Genomic DNA, 17,575 nt, shown 5'->3' with positions numbered 1-17,575 from the left:
AGTAGCCTTAAATCGCTGACCAATCGGTTTAAGGCCTTCTTACCGGGCGGCGCTGCGCTAAATTTGCCTGTAATGACTGTAATATCAATCCATTACATGATGATACAGACCCAATAAGCGCAGCGCCAACAGCATCTGAACCTCCAGACACGCTGGATGCCAGATCGCCGACGAATAAAATAGCCTAATGGGCCAGGCTCTTAATCTTTCGCCATGCGGTTAAATTGCTCAATAGTAAGATCCCACGGCTCATGGGCCGCATCCGGCATAAAACTGCCGTCATCCACGCCAATTTCGTCTTTGATAATTTTATTCAGTTTTTCATTCATCGTAAGAATGAGATCCTGATATTTCTGTTTATCAGCAGCAAGGTTATGGTTCTCATCGGGATCATTTTTAAGATCGTAAAGTTCAAGATCGTTGTACTTAATAAGATCCTCCCAGGTTTCCGGCGTATTATGCTCCCTTAGCGAGAAATAACGCGCAAACTTATAACGACCATCGTTAATCATCCGCGTCCCTGAACGATGGCTAAAATCAGGATGCAAATGGGATATTTCCTGCTTGATTTGCGCCACCGTTTTTTGTTTATCTCTTTGTAGCGCGATAACACGGTGGAGATAATGGGCATCGGTATACAAGATCATGCCATAGCAATATAAGCTGGCATTTCTCACCGCATTAACCGCAACGCTCTCCGGGTTTTTTAGCAATCCGCTAAAATTAACGCCTTTGCGGTTGCCTAACGCCTGGTGCTGTTTTTCTTCCGGCAAACCGGTCAGCCCAACTAATGTCGGCGCAATATCAAGATGACAGGTCAACGCCTGACATTTCTTATTACCGGGGTACGCCGGGTGAGAAATAATCATCGGTACATGGATCTGTTCTTTATAAACGGAAGCGCCTTTACCGTGCATCTGATGGCTTCCGCCTAATTCGCCATGATCGGCAGTAAATACAACAATCGTTTTATCAGTTAACTTGAGGGCATCCAGTTCATTTAATATCCGGTCAAGGTGAGTATCACAATCGCGGATACAGTTGAAATAGTAGTCAAGCAGTTTACGCCAACGACGATCTTCATCAGGAAACTGCCCTTCCAGCGCAGCGCGCGCCGTCTGGTATTCAAGATGCGCCGGCGGTCTTCCCTGCTCATTGAATTATTGATGCCTGTTTGCCGGCAGCGGATAGTTCGGCCAGCTTGCCTGATAAAGCTCGTTTTCCGGCGGCTGCGTGGGCGCCAGGGTATTATCATCCTGATCCAACTCGCCACGCCACTGTACCTTTTCTCCCTCTTTATCGGTATCAATAAACATGACGTCATGAGGATTAACGAGGTTAACGGCCAGGAACCAGGGCTTGTGTTGGTCATTCAAGGGCTGCCCCTTGCATCTTAACCAATTTATAGTCTGAGCCGTGGTGGTTGAATCATAAAAATAGCCGCCTTTACTATGGCCTATAATATCGCCGATGCCGTGATAGTCAGCAAAACCATATTTTTCCATAATTTTATGTAATTCTGGTTCAGGAATATCCCCGACATCAATATCCTCATCTTTTTCGTCAGGCAAAGGCTTCTCCAGTTTTTCTGTAAGATGCCACTTACCTTTATAGGCCGTATAGTATCCCAGTTCCCGCATCATATGGCCTGTGGTTCCAAGAGCGGGGTCAAGGTCATAAGGCATCCAGGGTAAGCCCAGATTATCAAACATTTTTGTCTGGGGCATATGTAAGCCGGTATACAATACGGAGCGGGAAGGCGTACAGACATTACTGGTATTCTGATGATTACAGAATGTCACCCCCGTTTTCATGAGCCGCTCTCTGCCGGGTACCGGGAAAGGAAACGTAGGAAAAAAACGCTCCTGGTCGGTCACGACTAACAGAATATTATATCCTTCTGGCAATTTTTCCGGGATTTCGCCGGTAAACGGTTTATCCCACGCCGGTTTCGCCTTGACGGCACATTTTTCATCAGCTTTTACCGCGCCGGATAGCATACCGCCGGCGGCAAGAATACCGGCGCTGGTTAACAGTTTCCTACGCGTAAGATCCGTCTCTTCTGCGGACAGATTTTTTTTATTACTCATATTATTATACCTGTAGTCAGTAACTTTATCACATATTCATTTATTACTGTACGAGGAAGCGTGGATATGTATCAATGCCTTCCGGGTAAGAATATGTGTTATAAATTGATTTGTATTTCAAATTAGAAATATATTAATAAATGAGCATAATTCATTGAAAAATTATTTAGATGAAAAGTTCATTGTTTTTATTTTAGAGATACAACTGCAGACATTACTTCATAAAAAAATACATTATTAAACATACTCTATAGCTCTGTGTTCGTGCCTTTTCCCTTCAACTACGGTGATTACCCTATGCCGCTACAATAAAATCGCCCCGAAAGAAACACTATCAGTAACAGGCCGCGCAACCATAGACATACAACCGGTAATATCACTCTGGGAAATTAAAACATAACTCAATTCTGTTATGTTGCTTATGAATAAAACTAGCGTATTGCCGCGTGATTCAATAAAAATTACGCCATTAAAAGAAATAATATAAAAACTATTATTTACAGGGGGTTAAGTTTCTTTTTAGCTGGCAGTGCATTATTTTACATTGACAACAACATAAAGAGGTGACTATAACAAGATATAAGACGGTCACACCAAATAAGGCTATTTTCAGATAATCAACCGAGGTTATTACCCAAAATAATTCGAGTTGCTTAAAGGCGGCAAGGGAGTGAGTCCCCAGGAGCATAGATAATTATGTGACTGAGGTGAGCGACAAATTTGCCGGGAGCAGATTTGAACGTCGCGTGCGACGGCCCGTCAGGGCGAGGCCCATGGGTGGGCCGAGTAATCCGTAGCCAACCCATAAGCAACCTGAAGTATGAAGGGGATAAATAATTTCGTTACGGATTACTGATATTGCGCAAACCTTATCATCAATGCAACAGGAACAGAACTATGAAAAAACGCATTATTGCCGCCGCATTACTGGCAACGGTTGCTTCATTCAGCACACTTGCGGCAGAGCAGGTCTCTAAACAAGAAATCAGCCACTTCAAACTGGTTAAGGTCGGCACCATAAATGTGTCCCAGAGTGGCGGGCAGATTTCCTCACCCTCTGATCTACGCGAAAAACTGTCAGAATTAGCCGATGCGAAAGGCGGAAAATATTATCATATTATCGCTGCACGTGAGCATGGTCCGAATTTTGAAGCCGTTGCCGAAGTTTATAACGATGCGACGAAATAAAGCTCTGATTGCGCCATAACGAGGGCACAGGCATGAAATAATAAGAGAGCGCCAGCAAGGTGCCATGTTACGTCACAATCCACTCAGGGCCGTCTGGAAACAGATGCTGGCCCTCTTTTTTATCAACAGTTCATCCGGGGCAGGCAAGCCGTTGGAATGGGCGCGCGCAGGCAGTAAGCCCTTCGTAAATAAGACGGTTTTGCGGGCTGTTTTAAGATGATGTTTAGTGCGCTTTTACCTGCCTGAACCAGTAATTTTCCATTTTCGTTATCCATTTCCCCTTTTTATTTTTCGGTATTACGCCAGCCCAAAGTAATTGCAGCTGTCGGTTATAGGTTCCAATAGCGTGTCCACCATACGCCCCTTCAAATGCTATCACCATGGGTCCCTGCCCTTTTACCCCCTCGTGTCCTTCATGGCAATAAAGCGCATTGCGGTGAGTCACGTCAAGTTCATACTGCACGTTCAGTTTCACACATTTTTCCCCGCAGCTTTCTACTGGCGGCAATATTGTCATGGTATAAGGCGGGTTATCTGCCGTGGTTTTCCATGTTCCGATCAGGTCTTTGCAGGCGTTTATCTCCGTAGCCCCGGAGGCGGCAGAAAATAGCGCGAGCAAATAAAAAGGTATTGGTTTCAGTTTCATTACAGACTCCTGTTCCTTATACCTCATCATTTATACCTAATCATAAGGATAAATGCCCTGCGATATGTTTTTTTCCGGGAAATGTTGAGCCGCTGTTCAGAGAAATGTCGATGAGTGTAACCTCATGTAAGAGGACAGCGCGGTGGGGAAAGCGGGAACACGGGCGAACGTATTTCGACGTTTCCCGGCGTCCCTGCCTGTTCAGACATCCGTTTATTCGCATGGGAATAAATGGATGCGCATAAAGAGAGAATATTATTGAGCAGCTAACCAGAAAAAATTTAATTAATTATCCAGCTCGCTCATATTTTTCAGCTGATCGCGGTTAATCTGTTCGGTTTTCCCGGTGGCGGCGTTTTTATAAGACACCATACCGGTATCGTTATCGACCTCGGGTTTCCCGTCGGTGACAATAGTTTTGCCATCCGTGGTTTCAACCGCCTGGTTAGAAGAGCATCCTGCGACGGTGAATAGTGTTGCTGCGGTAAACAGTGCGGTCATAAGACGTTTTTGCATGGTGTTCTCCCTGCTTTTCAGTTGTTTTAGCATGTGACTGTTAACTGTAGCGTTATTGGCGAAAAGCAGGGAGAAATGCAGAACACTCTTAATGAGGGTTATCCGATGGCGTTCCGCGCAAAGTCATGTTTCCGGTCTGTGTCAGCGTCAAGCCGCGAGTTTCCGGGGCAAACATCACCGATACGCCAAGCCCGACTAACGAAATCAACGCGCCAATCAGCATGACGTTATTAATACCGTAACGAGTAATAAAAATCGGTAATGCCCAGGTGGAGACAATGGTTCCGATGCGGCTTAACGACATGATAACCCCCACGGCCGAAGCGCGAATATCCGTCGGGAAGAGTTCATTAGGATAAAGCCATTGCAGTATGCCCGGTCCGCCGGAAAAGAAGGCGTATACCGCAAACGCCACCACGACCAGTATGATGCCCAGATTTGACACCAGCCCCAGCAGCGCCAGCGCGATAGTCATCATGGCGAAGCTGCCAATAAGCAGAGGGCGACGGCCAATACTGTTTAGCCAGAACATCGCCGGTATACAGCCCAGCATAAAAAAGAGGCTAATCACCACATTGCCGAGCGCCGCGTTGCGCCCCTGCTCCCAGCCGAGTAACCCGACAATCTGCGGCCCAAAGGTATAGATAGCGAACATCGGGATTACCTGACAGGTCCAGATAGCCGCAACGAACAGTACAAACGGAAAATGACGGCGGTTAAACAACTGCAGGAAGCGGGTCTCCTGCGGCGGCTCATCGTCAAAGCAGACCGGTTCGCCGAACAGTTTGATCATCATTTGTTCGCACTCTTTTACCCGTCCTTTTCGCAATAGCCAGCGTGGCGATTCCGGCAGGTCAAAGCGGCCAATCAAAATGATTAAGCACGGGATAAAGGCGCTGCCAAGCATCCAACGCCAGCCGCCTTCCATGTCATACAGCCAGTAGCCCACCAGGTTGGCGCAGGTCGCGCCGACGTACCACATCGCGGCGATAAAACCGATGGAGAACGCGCGCTGGCGGGTGTTGGAAAACTCCGTAATCATGGAAGTAGCGATAGGGTAATCCGCGCCGATAACAATGCCAATTAAAACGCGCATCACCAGTAATTCAAGCGGCGTGGAAACAAACATGGTCGCCACGGAGATAACGCCGATAGCGATAATATCAAGCAGGAACATTTTACGCCGCCCGACTTTATCGCAAATATAGCCAAACAACGAGGTGCCGATAAACAGTCCGGCAAGCGTAGCCGCGCCGAGCGCGCCAATCCATTCAGCATCAAGGTGCAATAGCGGCGTCAGTTGTTCCAGCGCCACGCCAATGATCACCAGCACGTAGCCATCAAGGAACGGGCCGCCGCTTCCCCACAGCATAATTCTGCGATGAATGGAGGAGAATTTAAGGTCATCAAAGTTCCTGGGCTGCTGCATGGTGATGTCCTGTTTCAACACGGGCAAAGCGCATCTGTAGGCCGGATAAGGCGTTTCCGCCGCCATCCGGCATTGGCGCCACATGATTGCCGGATGGCGACGCTACCGCATCTTATCCGGCCAACGGGGGCACAACTTCGTACTTATTAGCCGTAGCGGAACTCCACGCCAAACGTCCCGCGCGGGTATTCCCATTTTTCCAGCGCCGTATCAAGGCCGAGGATCTGGCACGTTCCGCACTCCAGGCACCCGGCGTAATCAAAACGAACGCTGCCGTCGTCCTGCTTTTTATACAGTCCCGCCGGGCAGGCCTTAATCAGCACCTCCAGCGCCTGTTTATCAGGATCGGTTTTGAGAATGATGTGCGGGCTGTCTTCATCCACATTGAACTTATTGACGCCCAGTTTGACGTCCACATTAACGGGAGATGTCATAATACGGTCACTCCTTTCAGGCCATCTTTCATCAGGTTGATGAAGCCCACTTTCTTCGCATGGCGCAGGATTTTTTTACGCATCGGCACCGGAGCGGAGCCATCCACGGTGAACAGGTCGTGCGCGATACTGACCGCCATTTCGGGATAAGCGGTAAACATGCGGGGATTATCAAGAAAAGCTGGCAGTTTCTGATACATACGCATATCGCGCATCGGACCTTCGTCCAGATGCTGACGGTATTCATCCAGCGACTGCTTGCTAAAATCGTCGCTCTTCATCGCCGAAAGCACCGTCTTCGCCGCCGCTTCGCCTGCGGATATGGCGAGATCCATACCCCGAATGGTAAAGCCGAGGTTCATACACATGCCGGCAGCGTCTCCGGCAATCAGCACGCCATCGCCCACCAGTTCAGGCTGCATATTCATTCCCGCCTCGGGTACAACGTGCGCGGCATATTCCACCAGCTTGCCACCGGCGATCAGCGGCGCAACTGCCGGATGCTGTTTGAAATCTTCCAGCATTTGCGGGACCGATTTTTTCGCGTCTTTCAGATGATGAAGACCGCAGACCAGCCCCAGGGAAAGGGTTGTTTCATTCGTATACAGGAAGCCACCGCCCATCAGACCATCGGTTGGCGCCCCGGCAAACAGACAGGCGGCACCTTCGTTGCCCTGTAACTGGAAACGATCTTCAATGACCGACTTCGGCAATTCGATCAGTTCCTTCACGCCGACAGCAACATGCGATGCCTCAACACGCTTTGCCATGCCCAGCTTTTCAGCCAGCAGAGAATTCACCCCGTCAGCGAGGATTACGACTTTGGCTTCCAGAATATCGCCATCGGCTTCCACGCCCACGACTCTGCCATCACGCTGAACAACGTTATCCACGCGAATACCGGTGATCAGTTGCGCCCCCGCCTCTTCGGCCTGCTCCATCAGCCAGGCGTCAAATTTACTGCGCAAAACGGAATAAGAAACCTGCGACGATGCGGCGTCCTCGCCGTTGCAATAATCCATCGTCATCGCCCCTTTGTCGGTCATAAAGGCGAGTTTTTCGTGGGTGATCATGCGTTCAATGGGGGCCTGATCCGCAAAGCCGGGAATGATGCGTTCCAGGCTATGTGCATACAAGCGCCCACCGGTGACATTCTTCGCGCCAGCAGAATTGCCACGCTCGATAACCAGCACCTGTGCACCTTCGCGAGCAAGCACCAGCGCCGCAACCGAACCGGCCAGACCTGCACCCACGATGATGGCATCAAAGATATCTTCGGACATACGTACTCCTGTCAGCGGCAAGATACCTTCGCATCCTGCCCGAAATGGTTTATCGCACTAAGGCAGCCGTCAGCGCAGGCAGGATCTTCAGCGCATCGCCAACGATGCCAAAATCCGCATACTGGAAGATTGGCGCGTTTTTATCTTTGTTGATGGCGAAAATCGTCTGCGCGCCGTTGGCGCCGACCATGTGTTGGATCTGCCCGGAGATCCCCACTGCCAGATACAGTTCAGGTTTGAGCATCAGGTTGGAGATACCGACGTAGCGCTCGTGCTCCATCCACTTCTCGTTTTCCGCTACCGGGCGGGAACAGGCCAGCTCGGCGCCGATGGTCTGGCACAGCGCTTCGGCCAGCGAGATATTCTCTTTGCTGCCGATGCCGCGTCCCACGCTGACCACCAGACGCGCTTTGTCGAGGTCAACGCTGTTGCTCTGACGCGCCTGGGTTGCGGTGCGGGTCACGGTAGTGGCCGGAGCCTGCCACTGCACGGTATGCATCTCGCCGCTGCGAGAAGTGTCCGGGTCTTGTGCGTCAAACGTTCCGCTGCTGAGCGTGATCACGGCAAACGGCGAAGCGATGGTTTCTGCCCCTATCGCCAGACCGCCGTAGACCATATGTTTGACCGCCGCTTTTCCATCCTGCAGGGAGACTTCGCTGGCGTCGTTGGAAACCGCAGCCGACAAGCGATAGCCCAGCTTTGCCGCCAACAGCTTGCCCCGACGCGTATTCGGCAGCAGCACCGCGCCGCCCTCACTATGCTGACGAATAGTCTCAGCCATCGCAGCAGCGTAGTCTTCGATCATGCGGTCTTCTGGTTTGCCGCTGAGCAGCCAGACATGATCGGCGCCCAAATGACATGCTGTCGCGCTATCCGCTTCGTTCAGTACGAACGCGTTAACTTTTTCACCTACAGCCTGCGCGCCACTCATCAGTTCGGGCAGACGAGAAGGGGTATCGCTGAATACCCAGACACTGGAAAATTTGTTCATAACATCCCCTGATAATTAAATGATTTTGCGCAGATTCTCGACAAACGCGGCGATTTGTTCTTCACCGTCACCTTCAATCACCACACGCTGACGCTCGCGCTGCTTCGGTGCGGCAACCTGTTGTGTGGAATACGCGGATACGCTGTTCAGCCCGATATCCGCAGGCGACCAGACCTGAACCGGTTTTTTCGCCGCGCCAAGAATGGCTTTCATCGAAGGGATTTGTGGGGTGTTAATGTCGGTGGAAACCGCGATCACCGCCGGGAGCGGGATGCTCAGCGTTTCAACTTCATCTTCCAGTTCGCGTTCTACTGTCAATGTGCTGTCGGTAAGAGAGAGGATTTTACTCACGCCGTTAATCGCCGGAATGTTCAGCGCTTCGCCCACCAGCAAACCAACCTGCTGAGCATAAAGATCGGAAGAACCGTCGCCGCAGATAAGTAGATCGAAACCTGATTTTTGCGCCGCGGCGGCCAGCGCGGTAGCGGTGTGTTGCGGCAGCGCCTGCTCAAATTGATCGTCAATGACCACAATCAGTTCATCAGGGCCACGAGAGAGGACATCTTTGCGCCCTTTTGCATTGGTCAGCGCTTTGCCGCCAACGCTCATGGCGACAACCTGAGCGTCTCCCAACTGCTGTTTTAACTGGCAAGCAGCTTCAATTGCATTCAGATCATATTGGCTGATTTTGCTATCCGCTTTGCTGAAATCGAGTGTTCCGTCAGCATTATTAATCGCAATATCCTGCTCATCAGGTACGCATTTGTAGCAAGTAATTATCTTCATTGCATCTCCAGAAATCATGAAGGAAACGTATTTATATCGGCGGTGTTAAATACAGATATCACGCTCTTTAATTCGGAAATAAAACCTTAATCACCAATATTGAAAATGTCACACATTGATATTCGTAACTTTCAATAGTGTTACGCACCTCACCAATATTGAAAGAAATATGCCAAATATGAAAATTTTCAATATTGTTTGCTGGCTCAACAATATTGAACGCCAGATACTTAAAAAAGTTAAAAAACCACAACTAATAAATTGATAAATAAAGCAAAAATCAAAATTTAGACACAAAATAATCAACGCAAAAAAGTGTGACAAAGATAACAGAATCACCCGAAGTGAATACCCATCATGAGTTACTCATTGAGGCGTCCCAGAGGTTAAAAACTTATCAACAAATCATTAATAATAAATAAACAAACGTTCATGGACTGGCACGCTAAATAAATTTCGTTTTCACACTGGAATTCACTTATGAAAAATGAAAAGAAAAAATCGGGAATTGAACCGAAGGTTTTTTTTCCGCCATTAATAATTGTCGGGATACTTTGCTGGCTAACAGTCAGAGATCTTGATGCCGCTAACGTCGTTATTAATGCGGTATTCAGTTATGTCACCAACGTCTGGGGTTGGGCATTTGAATGGTATATGGTCGTCATGCTCTTCGGCTGGTTCTGGCTGGTTTTTGGCCCCTATGCCAAAAAGAGATTAGGTGACGAAAAACCGGAGTTTAGCACCGCCAGCTGGATTTTCATGATGTTCGCCTCCTGTACATCCGCTGCGGTTCTGTTCTGGGGCTCTATTGAGATCTACTACTATATCTCCACCCCGCCGTTCGGCCTGGAACCAAATTCCACGGGCGCGAAAGAGATAGGCCTGGCGTACAGCCTGTTCCACTGGGGGCCGCTGCCGTGGGCAACCTATAGCTTCCTTTCTGTGGCCTTCGCCTACTTCTTCTTTGTACGCAAGATGGATGTCATCCGCCCCAGCTCCACGCTGGTACCGCTCGTCGGTGAAAAGCATGCGAAAGGGTTGTTCGGTACCATCGTCGATAACTTCTACCTGGTGGCGCTGATCTTCGCGATGGGCACCAGCCTCGGTCTGGCTACCCCGCTGGTCACCGAGTGTATGCAATGGCTGTTCGGTATTCCGCATACGCTGCAATTGGATGCCATCATCATTACCTGCTGGATCATTCTGAACGCGATTTGCGTGGCCTGCGGCCTGCAAAAAGGGGTCAGAATCGCCAGCGATGTGCGTAGCTACCTGAGCTTCCTGATGCTCGGCTGGGTGTTTATCGTCAGCGGCGCCAGCTTCATCATGAACTACTTCACCGACTCCGTCGGGATGCTGTTAATGCATCTGCCACGGATGCTGTTCTATACCGACGCCATCGGTAAAGGCGGCTTCCCACAGGGCTGGACCGTTTTCTACTGGGCGTGGTGGGTTATATACGCCATCCAGATGAGTATCTTCCTGGCCCGTATTTCCCGTGGTCGTACCGTACGTGAACTGTGCTTCGGGATGGTGATGGGTCTGACCGCGTCTACCTGGATCCTGTGGACAGTGCTGGGCAGCAACACGCTGCTGCTGATGGATAAAAACATCCTCAACATTCCGCAACTGATTGAGCAACACGTCGTGGCGCGCGCCATTATCGAAACCTGGGCCGCCTTGCCGCTCAGCACCGCCACCATGTGGGGCTTCTTCATCCTCTGCTTTATTGCCACCGTCACGCTGATTAACGCCTGCTCTTACACCCTGGCGATATCGACCTGTCGTGAAGTTCGCGATGGTGAAGAGCCGCCTCTGTTAGTGCGTATCGGCTGGTCAGTGCTGGTCGGCATCATCGGTATCGTTCTGCTGGCGCTGGGTGGGTTGAAGCCGATTCAGACCGCGATTATCGCCGGAGGATGTCCGCTGTTCTTCGTCAACATTATGGTGACGCTGTCCTTTATTAAAGACGCCAAGGTGCACTGAAAAGACAAGTAATTCTTATTAACCCAATTGATCAAGAGGCTGAAAGATGGATTTCAACTTAAATGACGAACAGGAGCTGTTTGTCGCCGGTATTCGCGAACTGATGGCCAGTGAGAACTGGGAAGCTTATTTTGCCGAGTGCGATCGTGACAGCGTCTACCCTGAGCGTTTTGTAAAAGCGCTGGCGGATATGGGTATTGATAGCCTGCTGATCCCGGAAGAACACGGCGGTCTGGAAGCGGGTTTTGTTACCGTCGCCGCCGTCTGGATAGAGCTGGGACGTCTTGGCGCGCCAACTTACGTGTTGTACCAATTGCCAGGAGGTTTTAACACTTTCCTGCGTGAAGGGACTCAGGAGCAAATTGATAAAATCATGGCGTTCCGGGGCACCGGTAAGCAGATGTGGAACTCTGCTATCACCGAACCGGGAGCGGGATCGGATGTTGGTAGTCTGAAAACCACTTATACACGCAAAAATGGTAAGGTTTATCTTAATGGCAGTAAGTGCTTTATCACCAGTAGCGCCTATACCCCGTACATCGTGGTCATGGCGAGAGACGGTGCATCGCCGGATAAACCGGTTTACACCGAGTGGTTTGTGGACATGAGCAAAGCGGGTATCAAGGTCAACAAACTGGAGAAACTCGGTCTGCGCATGGATAGCTGCTGTGAAATCACCTTTGACGACGTTGAACTGGACGAGAAAGACATGTTCGGTCGGGAAGGTAACGGCTTCAACCGCGTGAAAGAAGAGTTTGACCATGAACGCTTCCTCGTCGCGCTGACCAACTACGGTACCGCAATGTGCGCTTTTGAAGACGCTGCGCGTTACGCGAATCAGCGCGTGCAGTTTGGTGAAGCTATTGGCCGTTTCCAGCTGATTCAGGAGAAGTTTGCGCATATGGCGATCAAACTGAACTCCATGAAAAATATGCTGCTGGAAGCCGCGTGGAAAGCGGATAACGGCACGATTACCTCCGGCGACGCGGCAATGTGCAAATACTTCTGCGCCAACGCCGCGTTTGAAGTGGTAGACACCGCCATGCAGGTACTGGGAGGTGTTGGTATCGCGGGCAACCACCGCATCACGCGTTTCTGGCGTGACCTGCGCGTTGACCGTGTTTCTGGTGGTTCTGATGAAATGCAGATCCTGACGTTGGGTCGTGCGGTACTTAAGCAATACCGCTAATCGATCCCTTGTAGGCCTGATAAGACGCGGGGCGTCGCCATCAGGCAATCATGCCGGATGGCGCTGTGCTTATCCGGCCTACATACCGCAAAAAATGCCAGGAGAAAAATGATGAATCATTTACCAATGCCAACCTTTGGCCCGCTTGCTGGGGTACGCGTTGTTTTTTCAGGAATCGAAATCGCCGGTCCATTCGCCGGACAGATGTTCGCCGAATGGGGCGCCGAGGTTATCTGGATTGAAAACGTCGCATGGGCCGATACCATCCGCGTACAGCCTAACTACCCGCAGCTCTCACGCCGCAACCTGCACGCCCTGTCGCTGAATATTTTCAAAGATGAAGGTCGGGAAGCGTTTCTGAAACTGATGGAAACTACCGATATTTTCATTGAAGCCAGTAAAGGCCCGGCCTTTGCCCGCCGTGGTATTACTGATGAAGTGCTGTGGGAACATAACCCGAAACTGGTCATTGCCCACCTTTCCGGCTTCGGCCAGTATGGTACCGAGGAGTACACCAATCTTCCGGCGTATAACACCATCGCGCAGGCATTCAGTGGTTATCTGATCCAAAACGGCGACGTTGATCAGCCGATGCCAGCCTTCCCGTATACCGCCGATTACTTCTCCGGGATGACCGCGACGACAGCCGCGCTGGCGGCCCTGCACAAAGTACGCGAAACGGGTAAAGGTGAAAGCATCGATATCGCCATGTACGAAGTGATGCTGCGCATGGGTCAGTACTTCATGATGGACTACTTCAACGGCGGCGAAATCTGTCCACGTATGACGAAAGGGAAAGACCCCTACTACGCTGGTTGCGGCCTGTATAAATGCGCCGATGGTTACATCGTCATGGAGTTGGTCGGCATCACGCAAATCAACGAGTGTTTTAAAGATATTGGCCTGGCCCATATTCTTGGTACGCCGGAAGTTCCGGAAGGCACGCAGCTCATCCATCGCGTGGAATGCCCTTACGGCCCGCTCGTCGAAGAGAAACTGGACGCCTGGCTGGCAACACACACTATCGCCGAAGTTCAGGCGCGCTTTGCTGAGCTGAATATCGCCTGTGCGAAGGTGCTCACCATTCCGGAACTGGAAGGTAACCCGCAGTACGTTGCCCGCGAATCGATTACTCAGTGGCAAACAATGGACGGTCGCACCTGTAAAGGGCCGAACATCATGCCGAAATTTAAAAACAACCCGGGGAAAATCTGGCGTGGCATGCCGTCACACGGCATGGATACCGCCGCCATTCTGAAAAACATTGGTTATAGCGAAGCAGATATTAAGGAACTGGTCGGCAAAGGCCTGGCCAAAGTTGAGGATTAAACGCGATGCGCTAATCGGTTTTCCGGTTAGCGCTCACGCCTGATTTCAGTGGATAAAGCAATATGGATATCGTTGGCGGACAAAACTTACGTCAGATGTGGGACGACCTGGCCGGGGTGTACGGAGATAAAACGGCGTTAATTTTCGAATCCTGTGAGGGAATCGTTCGGCAGTTTAGCTATGCTTCGCTCAATGAAGAGATTAACCGCACGGCGAACCTTTTTTACTCCTTAGGGATCCGCAAGGGTGATAGGGTCGCGCTGCATCTGGATAACTGTCCGGAATTCATCTTTTGCTGGTTTGGACTGGCAAAAATCGGCGCCATTATGGTACCGATTAATGCCCGCTTACTGGGCGAAGAAAGCGCCTGGATCCTGCAAAACAGCCAGGTGAGTCTGCTGGTTACCAGCGTCCAGTTTTATCCTATGTACCGTGAAATACGCCAGGACAATAGCACTCCGCTTAATCATATCTGTCTGATTGGCGAGCAGCTTCCGGCTGACGATGGCGTGAGCCACTTTTCCCAACTGCAAGCACGTCAATCGGCCACGCTGTGCTATACGCCCGCGTTATCCACTGACGATACGGCGGAAATTCTGTTTACCTCCGGTACCACCTCGCGTCCAAAAGGGGTGGTGATTACCCACTATAACCTGCGTTTTGCAGGCTACTACTCTGCCTGGCAAATCGCCCTGCGCGATGATGACGTGTACATGACGGTGATGCCCGCTTTTCATATCGACTGCCAGTGTACCGCCGCAATGCCAGCCTTTTCCGCCGGCAGCACCTTTGTGCTCCTGGAAAAGTACAGCGCCCGGGCATTCTGGGATCAGGTACGTAAATATCAGGCGACGGTGACCGAGTGCATTCCGATGATGATCCGCACGCTGATGGTCCAGCCCGCCGCACCAACGGACAGGCAGCATCACCTGCGCGAAGTGATGTTCTATCTCAATTTATCCGAGCAGGAAAAAGACGATTTTACCGAACGCTTTGGCGTCAGGCTGCTGACCTCCTACGGTATGACTGAAACCATCGTCGGTATTATCGGCGACCGTCCCGGAGAAAAACGACGCTGGCCCTCCATTGGCCGCGTGGGATTTAGCTATGAAGCCGAAATCCGTGACGATCAAAATCGCCCGCTGCCCGCCGGAGAAATTGGCGAAATCTGTATTAAAGGCATCCCCGGCAAGACTATCTTCAAAGAGTATTACATGCAGCCGGAGGCAACCGCCAGGGCGCTGGAACCAGAGGGCTGGTTACATACCGGTGATTCGGGTTACCAGGATGAGGATGGCTATTTCTATTTTGTCGACAGACGCTGCAACATGATTAAACGCGGCGGGGAAAATGTCTCCTGCGTCGAGCTGGAAAATATTATTTCTGCACATCCGAAAATTCAGGACATTGTGGTGGTTGGTATTAAAGACGCGATCCGTGATGAGGCCATTAAAGCGTTTATCGTCCTTAATGAAGGTGAAACATTAAGCGAAGCCGAGTTTTTCAGCTTTTGCGAAAACAATATGGCGAAATTCAAGGTTCCCTCTTTTATGGAGATCAGAACCGACCTGCCGCGCAACTGTTCAGGAAAAATAATCAAAAAAAATCTGAAATAAACCTTCCGGCAGGAATCCATCCCGCCGGGAAACTATTTATCTGGAGATGAACTATGAGTGAGTCATTACATCTGACCCGTAACGGCCCGATCCTGGAAATTACCCTCGACCGACCTAAAGCGAATGCCATTGACGCCAAAACCAGCTTTGCAATGGGTGAAGCTTTTCTTAATTTCCGTGACGATCCGGAATTACGCGTAGCAATCATTACCGGCGGCGGGGAGAAATTCTTTTCTGCTAGCTGGGACTTAAAAGCGGCAGCGGAAGGTGAAGCGCCGGATGCTGATTTTGGTTCCGGCGGCTTTGCTGGTTTAACCGAAATATTTGACCTCGATAAGCCGGTTATCGCCGCGGTGAACGGCTACGCGTTTGGCGGCGGTTTTGAGCTGGCGCTGGCGGCGGACTTTATTGTCTGCGCCGAAAACGCCAGCTTCTCGCTGCCGGAAGCAAAGCTAGGCATCGTGCCTGACAGCGGCGGCGTATTGCGTCTGCCTAAGCTGCTGCCACCGGCTATCGTCAACGAAATGGTAATGACCGGCAGACGAATGAGCGCCGAAGAAGCGCTGCGTTGGGGAGTCGTGAACCGCGTTGTCAGCCAGAGCGAACTGATGGATAGCGCGCGCGAACTGGCGCAACAACTGGTCAATAGCGCCCCGCTGGCTATCGCGGCGCTGAAAGAGATTTATCGCGCGACCAGCGAAATGCCGGTAGAAGAAGGCTACCGCTACATCCGCAGCGGCGTGCTGAAGCATTATCCGTCGGTACTGCATTCAGAAGATGCGCTCGAAGGACCGCAGGCATTTGCCGAAAAACGCGATCCGGTGTGGAAAGGTCGTTAATGTGACTATGCCGGATGGCGCTTCGCTTATCCGGCCTACAGCACATGCGCAACCGTAGGCCGGATAAGGTGTTTACACCGCCATCCGGCAAAAAAACCGAGGTACAACTATGAGCTATTACGCCTTTGAAGGACTGATCCCGGTGGTGCATCCGGACGCGTTTGTCCATCCCAGCGCCGTGCTGATTGGCGATGTCATCGTGGGCGCCGGTGTTTATATTGGCCCACTCGCGTCATTGCGTGGGGATTATGGTCGCCTGATCCTGGAGGCAGGCTCTAATCTGCAGGATGGCTGCATTATGCATGGCTACTGCGATACCGATACCATCGTGCATGAAAACGGCCATATCGGCCACGGCGCTATTCTACATGGCTGCGTGGTGGGACGGGACGCCCTGGTCGGCATGAATAGCGTCATTATGGACGGCGCAGTGATTGGCGAAGAGAGCATTGTCGCCGCCATGAGTTTTGTCAAAGCCGGATTTCAGGGTGAGGCAAGGCAACTGCTGGTGGGGTCACCTGCGCGCGTACTACGCCAGGTTACGGACCAGGAGCTGCACTGGAAACGCCTCAATACCAAAGAATATCAGGATCTTGCGATCCGTTGTCGAACGGGGTTATCTGAAACGAAGCCGTTAACGCAGGTCGAAGAAAACCGGCCGCGCCTGAAAGGCACGACGGACGTGAAGCCAAAATCAGCACAGTAATTGATGCCGGATGCGCTCACGCTTATCCGGCCTACGCGTCAATTACCGTTTACCCCGCCATCAGGTTAAACAGACAATTAGCGACGCATACTTTTTGACAGCATCATCTGCCATTTCTGCTCACGGTTTAGCTCTGTGGGGGGAACGGCAGACAGTCGCGGCGCTTTCGCCACGCTCACTTTTCTTTCCTGCAAATTATGATTCAATCGGCGATAGAGTTGAGAGTCGATACTCACGACTTTCACCAGACGCTGGCACTGGCAGCCTCGTCCTGCAATTTGGTTAGGGATCATCTTCACTTCACAAACAATTTCCCCCACTTCTGACAGAATATAGGAGAGCGTATTAATTGCTTTGCAATGTTCAATATCAAATTGACGGGAAATCTCCCTGGCAGTGATCCATCGGTTCTCTGCCATCATCCAGTCAGCAATTAACAAATAAAGCGGTCTTTCAACATATTTTTCACACATAAGCACACCATTTCACAAATTAAAAATCTGGCTACGGCCTGTCCAAACTAATAAAAACTAAGCCATATTAAAAT

15 protein-coding genes and 2 pseudogenes are annotated in these 17,575 nt (G+C 50.8%); 7 read left to right on the top strand and 10 right to left on the bottom strand.

The features are described 5' to 3' along the window. Nucleotides 1-200: 200 nt before the first annotated feature. Nucleotides 201-2,090: pseudogene (locus tag ACQ29O_RS04585) on the bottom strand (sulfatase-like hydrolase/transferase). Nucleotides 2,091-2,987: 897 nt separating this feature from the next. Here ACQ29O_RS04585 and srfN point away from each other — a divergent pair. Then, a complete protein-coding gene (gene srfN / locus ACQ29O_RS04580; protein ID WP_000745961.1) occupies nt 2,988-3,278 on the top strand; it encodes a DUF1471 family virulence protein SrfN in 291 nt (96 codons plus the stop codon). 223 nt (nt 3,279-3,501) lie between these two features. Here srfN and ACQ29O_RS04575 read toward each other — a convergent pair whose 3' ends face one another. The 8 genes and pseudogenes from ACQ29O_RS04575 to ACQ29O_RS04540 all read right to left on the bottom strand — a co-directional run bounded on the left by ACQ29O_RS04575 (nt 3,502) and on the right by ACQ29O_RS04540 (nt 9,363). Then, on the bottom strand, nt 3,502-3,918 hold the full coding sequence (locus tag ACQ29O_RS04575; RefSeq protein ID WP_161600087.1) for a hypothetical protein: 417 nt from the start codon (nt 3,916-3,918) through the stop codon (nt 3,502-3,504). A 170-nt stretch (nt 3,919-4,088) separates the two neighbouring features. Further along, nucleotides 4,089-4,183 (bottom strand): annotated as a pseudogene (locus ACQ29O_RS04570) (glutathione-regulated potassium-efflux system oxidoreductase KefF); the annotation flags it as partial. A gap of 26 nt (nt 4,184-4,209) precedes the next feature. Next, complete coding sequence (locus ACQ29O_RS04565; protein ID WP_001172089.1) at nt 4,210-4,440, bottom strand: YgdI/YgdR family lipoprotein; 231 nt, start codon at nt 4,438-4,440, stop codon at nt 4,210-4,212. Nucleotides 4,441-4,528: 88 nt separating this feature from the next. Then, nucleotides 4,529-5,869: an MFS transporter gene (locus ACQ29O_RS04560; protein WP_001674927.1), complete on the bottom strand. Its 1,341-nt coding sequence runs from the start codon at nt 5,867-5,869 to the stop codon at nt 4,529-4,531. Between the two features lie 146 nt (nt 5,870-6,015). Continuing rightward, nucleotides 6,016-6,303, bottom strand: a complete 288-nt coding sequence (fixX, locus tag ACQ29O_RS04555; protein ID WP_000203733.1) for a ferredoxin-like protein FixX — start codon at nt 6,301-6,303, stop codon at nt 6,016-6,018. Beyond that, nucleotides 6,300-7,586, bottom strand: coding sequence for an FAD-dependent oxidoreductase (locus tag ACQ29O_RS04550; RefSeq protein WP_001287768.1), 1,287 nt, complete (start codon nt 7,584-7,586; stop codon nt 6,300-6,302). The genes fixX and ACQ29O_RS04550 overlap by 4 nt, the downstream gene beginning before the upstream one ends. Before the next feature lie 49 nt (nt 7,587-7,635). Next, nucleotides 7,636-8,577 (bottom strand): electron transfer flavoprotein subunit alpha/FixB family protein, encoded by a 942-nt coding sequence (locus ACQ29O_RS04545; protein WP_001032201.1) that lies wholly within the window; start codon nt 8,575-8,577, stop codon nt 7,636-7,638. Nucleotides 8,578-8,592: 15 nt separating this feature from the next. Then, nucleotides 8,593-9,363 carry an electron transfer flavoprotein FixA gene (locus tag ACQ29O_RS04540; RefSeq protein WP_000692191.1) on the bottom strand — a complete coding sequence of 257 codons (771 nt, stop codon included), beginning with the start codon at nt 9,361-9,363 and terminating at the stop codon, nt 8,593-8,595. A 480-nt stretch (nt 9,364-9,843) separates the two neighbouring features. Between ACQ29O_RS04540 and caiT the strand changes: the two genes are divergently transcribed. From caiT to caiE, 6 genes are all read left to right on the top strand, one after another. Next, nucleotides 9,844-11,349, top strand: a complete 1,506-nt coding sequence (caiT, locus tag ACQ29O_RS04535; RefSeq protein ID WP_000787075.1) for an L-carnitine/gamma-butyrobetaine antiporter — start codon at nt 9,844-9,846, stop codon at nt 11,347-11,349. A gap of 46 nt (nt 11,350-11,395) precedes the next feature. After that, on the top strand, nt 11,396-12,538 hold the full coding sequence (gene caiA, locus ACQ29O_RS04530) for a crotonobetainyl-CoA dehydrogenase (RefSeq protein WP_000347128.1): 1,143 nt from the start codon (nt 11,396-11,398) through the stop codon (nt 12,536-12,538). 111 nt (nt 12,539-12,649) lie between these two features. After that, nucleotides 12,650-13,867 (top strand): L-carnitine CoA-transferase, encoded by a 1,218-nt coding sequence (gene caiB, locus ACQ29O_RS04525; RefSeq protein ID WP_001016213.1) that lies wholly within the window; start codon nt 12,650-12,652, stop codon nt 13,865-13,867. A 62-nt stretch (nt 13,868-13,929) separates the two neighbouring features. Then, a complete protein-coding gene (caiC, locus tag ACQ29O_RS04520) occupies nt 13,930-15,483 on the top strand; it encodes a crotonobetaine/carnitine-CoA ligase (protein WP_020936821.1) in 1,554 nt (517 codons plus the stop codon). A 53-nt stretch (nt 15,484-15,536) separates the two neighbouring features. Then, complete coding sequence (gene caiD / locus ACQ29O_RS04515; protein ID WP_253336192.1) at nt 15,537-16,322, top strand: crotonobetainyl-CoA hydratase; 786 nt, start codon at nt 15,537-15,539, stop codon at nt 16,320-16,322. 109 nt (nt 16,323-16,431) lie between these two features. Next, entirely contained in the window at nt 16,432-17,028 is a 597-nt protein-coding gene (caiE, locus tag ACQ29O_RS04510) for a carnitine operon protein CaiE (RefSeq protein WP_000122863.1), read from the top strand. Between the two features lie 77 nt (nt 17,029-17,105). Here the strand turns inward: caiE and caiF are convergent, their stop codons facing one another. Next, complete coding sequence (gene caiF / locus ACQ29O_RS04505; RefSeq protein WP_000333324.1) at nt 17,106-17,501, bottom strand: carnitine metabolism transcriptional regulator CaiF; 396 nt, start codon at nt 17,499-17,501, stop codon at nt 17,106-17,108. Nucleotides 17,502-17,575: the final 74 nt, after the last annotated feature.

The sequence above is a fragment of the Salmonella sp. GDC200615 genome, assembly GCF_050574145.1.
Lineage (GTDB): Bacteria > Pseudomonadota > Gammaproteobacteria > Enterobacterales > Enterobacteriaceae > Salmonella > Salmonella enterica.
This window is presented reverse-complemented; position numbering and strand designations above follow the sequence as displayed.

Bases quoted from the DNA above. Each gene is read 5' to 3' on its own strand.
- caiF (WP_000333324.1), bottom strand. From the start codon at position 17,501: ATGTGTGAAAAATATGTTGAAAGACCGCTTTATTTGTTAATTGCTGAC.
- srfN (WP_000745961.1), top strand. From the start codon at position 2,988: ATGAAAAAACGCATTATTGCCGCCGCATTACTGGCAACGGTTGCTTCA.
- ACQ29O_RS04545 (WP_001032201.1), bottom strand. From the start codon at position 8,577: ATGAACAAATTTTCCAGTGTCTGGGTATTCAGCGATACCCCTTCTCGT.
- caiD (WP_253336192.1), top strand. From the start codon at position 15,537: ATGAGTGAGTCATTACATCTGACCCGTAACGGCCCGATCCTGGAAATT.
- fixX (WP_000203733.1), bottom strand. From the start codon at position 6,303: ATGACATCTCCCGTTAATGTGGACGTCAAACTGGGCGTCAATAAGTTC.
- caiC (WP_020936821.1), top strand. From the start codon at position 13,930: ATGGATATCGTTGGCGGACAAAACTTACGTCAGATGTGGGACGACCTG.
- ACQ29O_RS04550 (WP_001287768.1), bottom strand. From the start codon at position 7,586: ATGTCCGAAGATATCTTTGATGCCATCATCGTGGGTGCAGGTCTGGCC.
- caiA (WP_000347128.1), top strand. From the start codon at position 11,396: ATGGATTTCAACTTAAATGACGAACAGGAGCTGTTTGTCGCCGGTATT.
- caiE (WP_000122863.1), top strand. From the start codon at position 16,432: ATGAGCTATTACGCCTTTGAAGGACTGATCCCGGTGGTGCATCCGGAC.
- ACQ29O_RS04540 (WP_000692191.1), bottom strand. From the start codon at position 9,363: ATGAAGATAATTACTTGCTACAAATGCGTACCTGATGAGCAGGATATT.
- ACQ29O_RS04560 (WP_001674927.1), bottom strand. From the start codon at position 5,869: ATGCAGCAGCCCAGGAACTTTGATGACCTTAAATTCTCCTCCATTCAT.
- ACQ29O_RS04565 (WP_001172089.1), bottom strand. From the start codon at position 4,440: ATGCAAAAACGTCTTATGACCGCACTGTTTACCGCAGCAACACTATTC.
- caiB (WP_001016213.1), top strand. From the start codon at position 12,650: ATGAATCATTTACCAATGCCAACCTTTGGCCCGCTTGCTGGGGTACGC.
- caiT (WP_000787075.1), top strand. From the start codon at position 9,844: ATGAAAAATGAAAAGAAAAAATCGGGAATTGAACCGAAGGTTTTTTTT.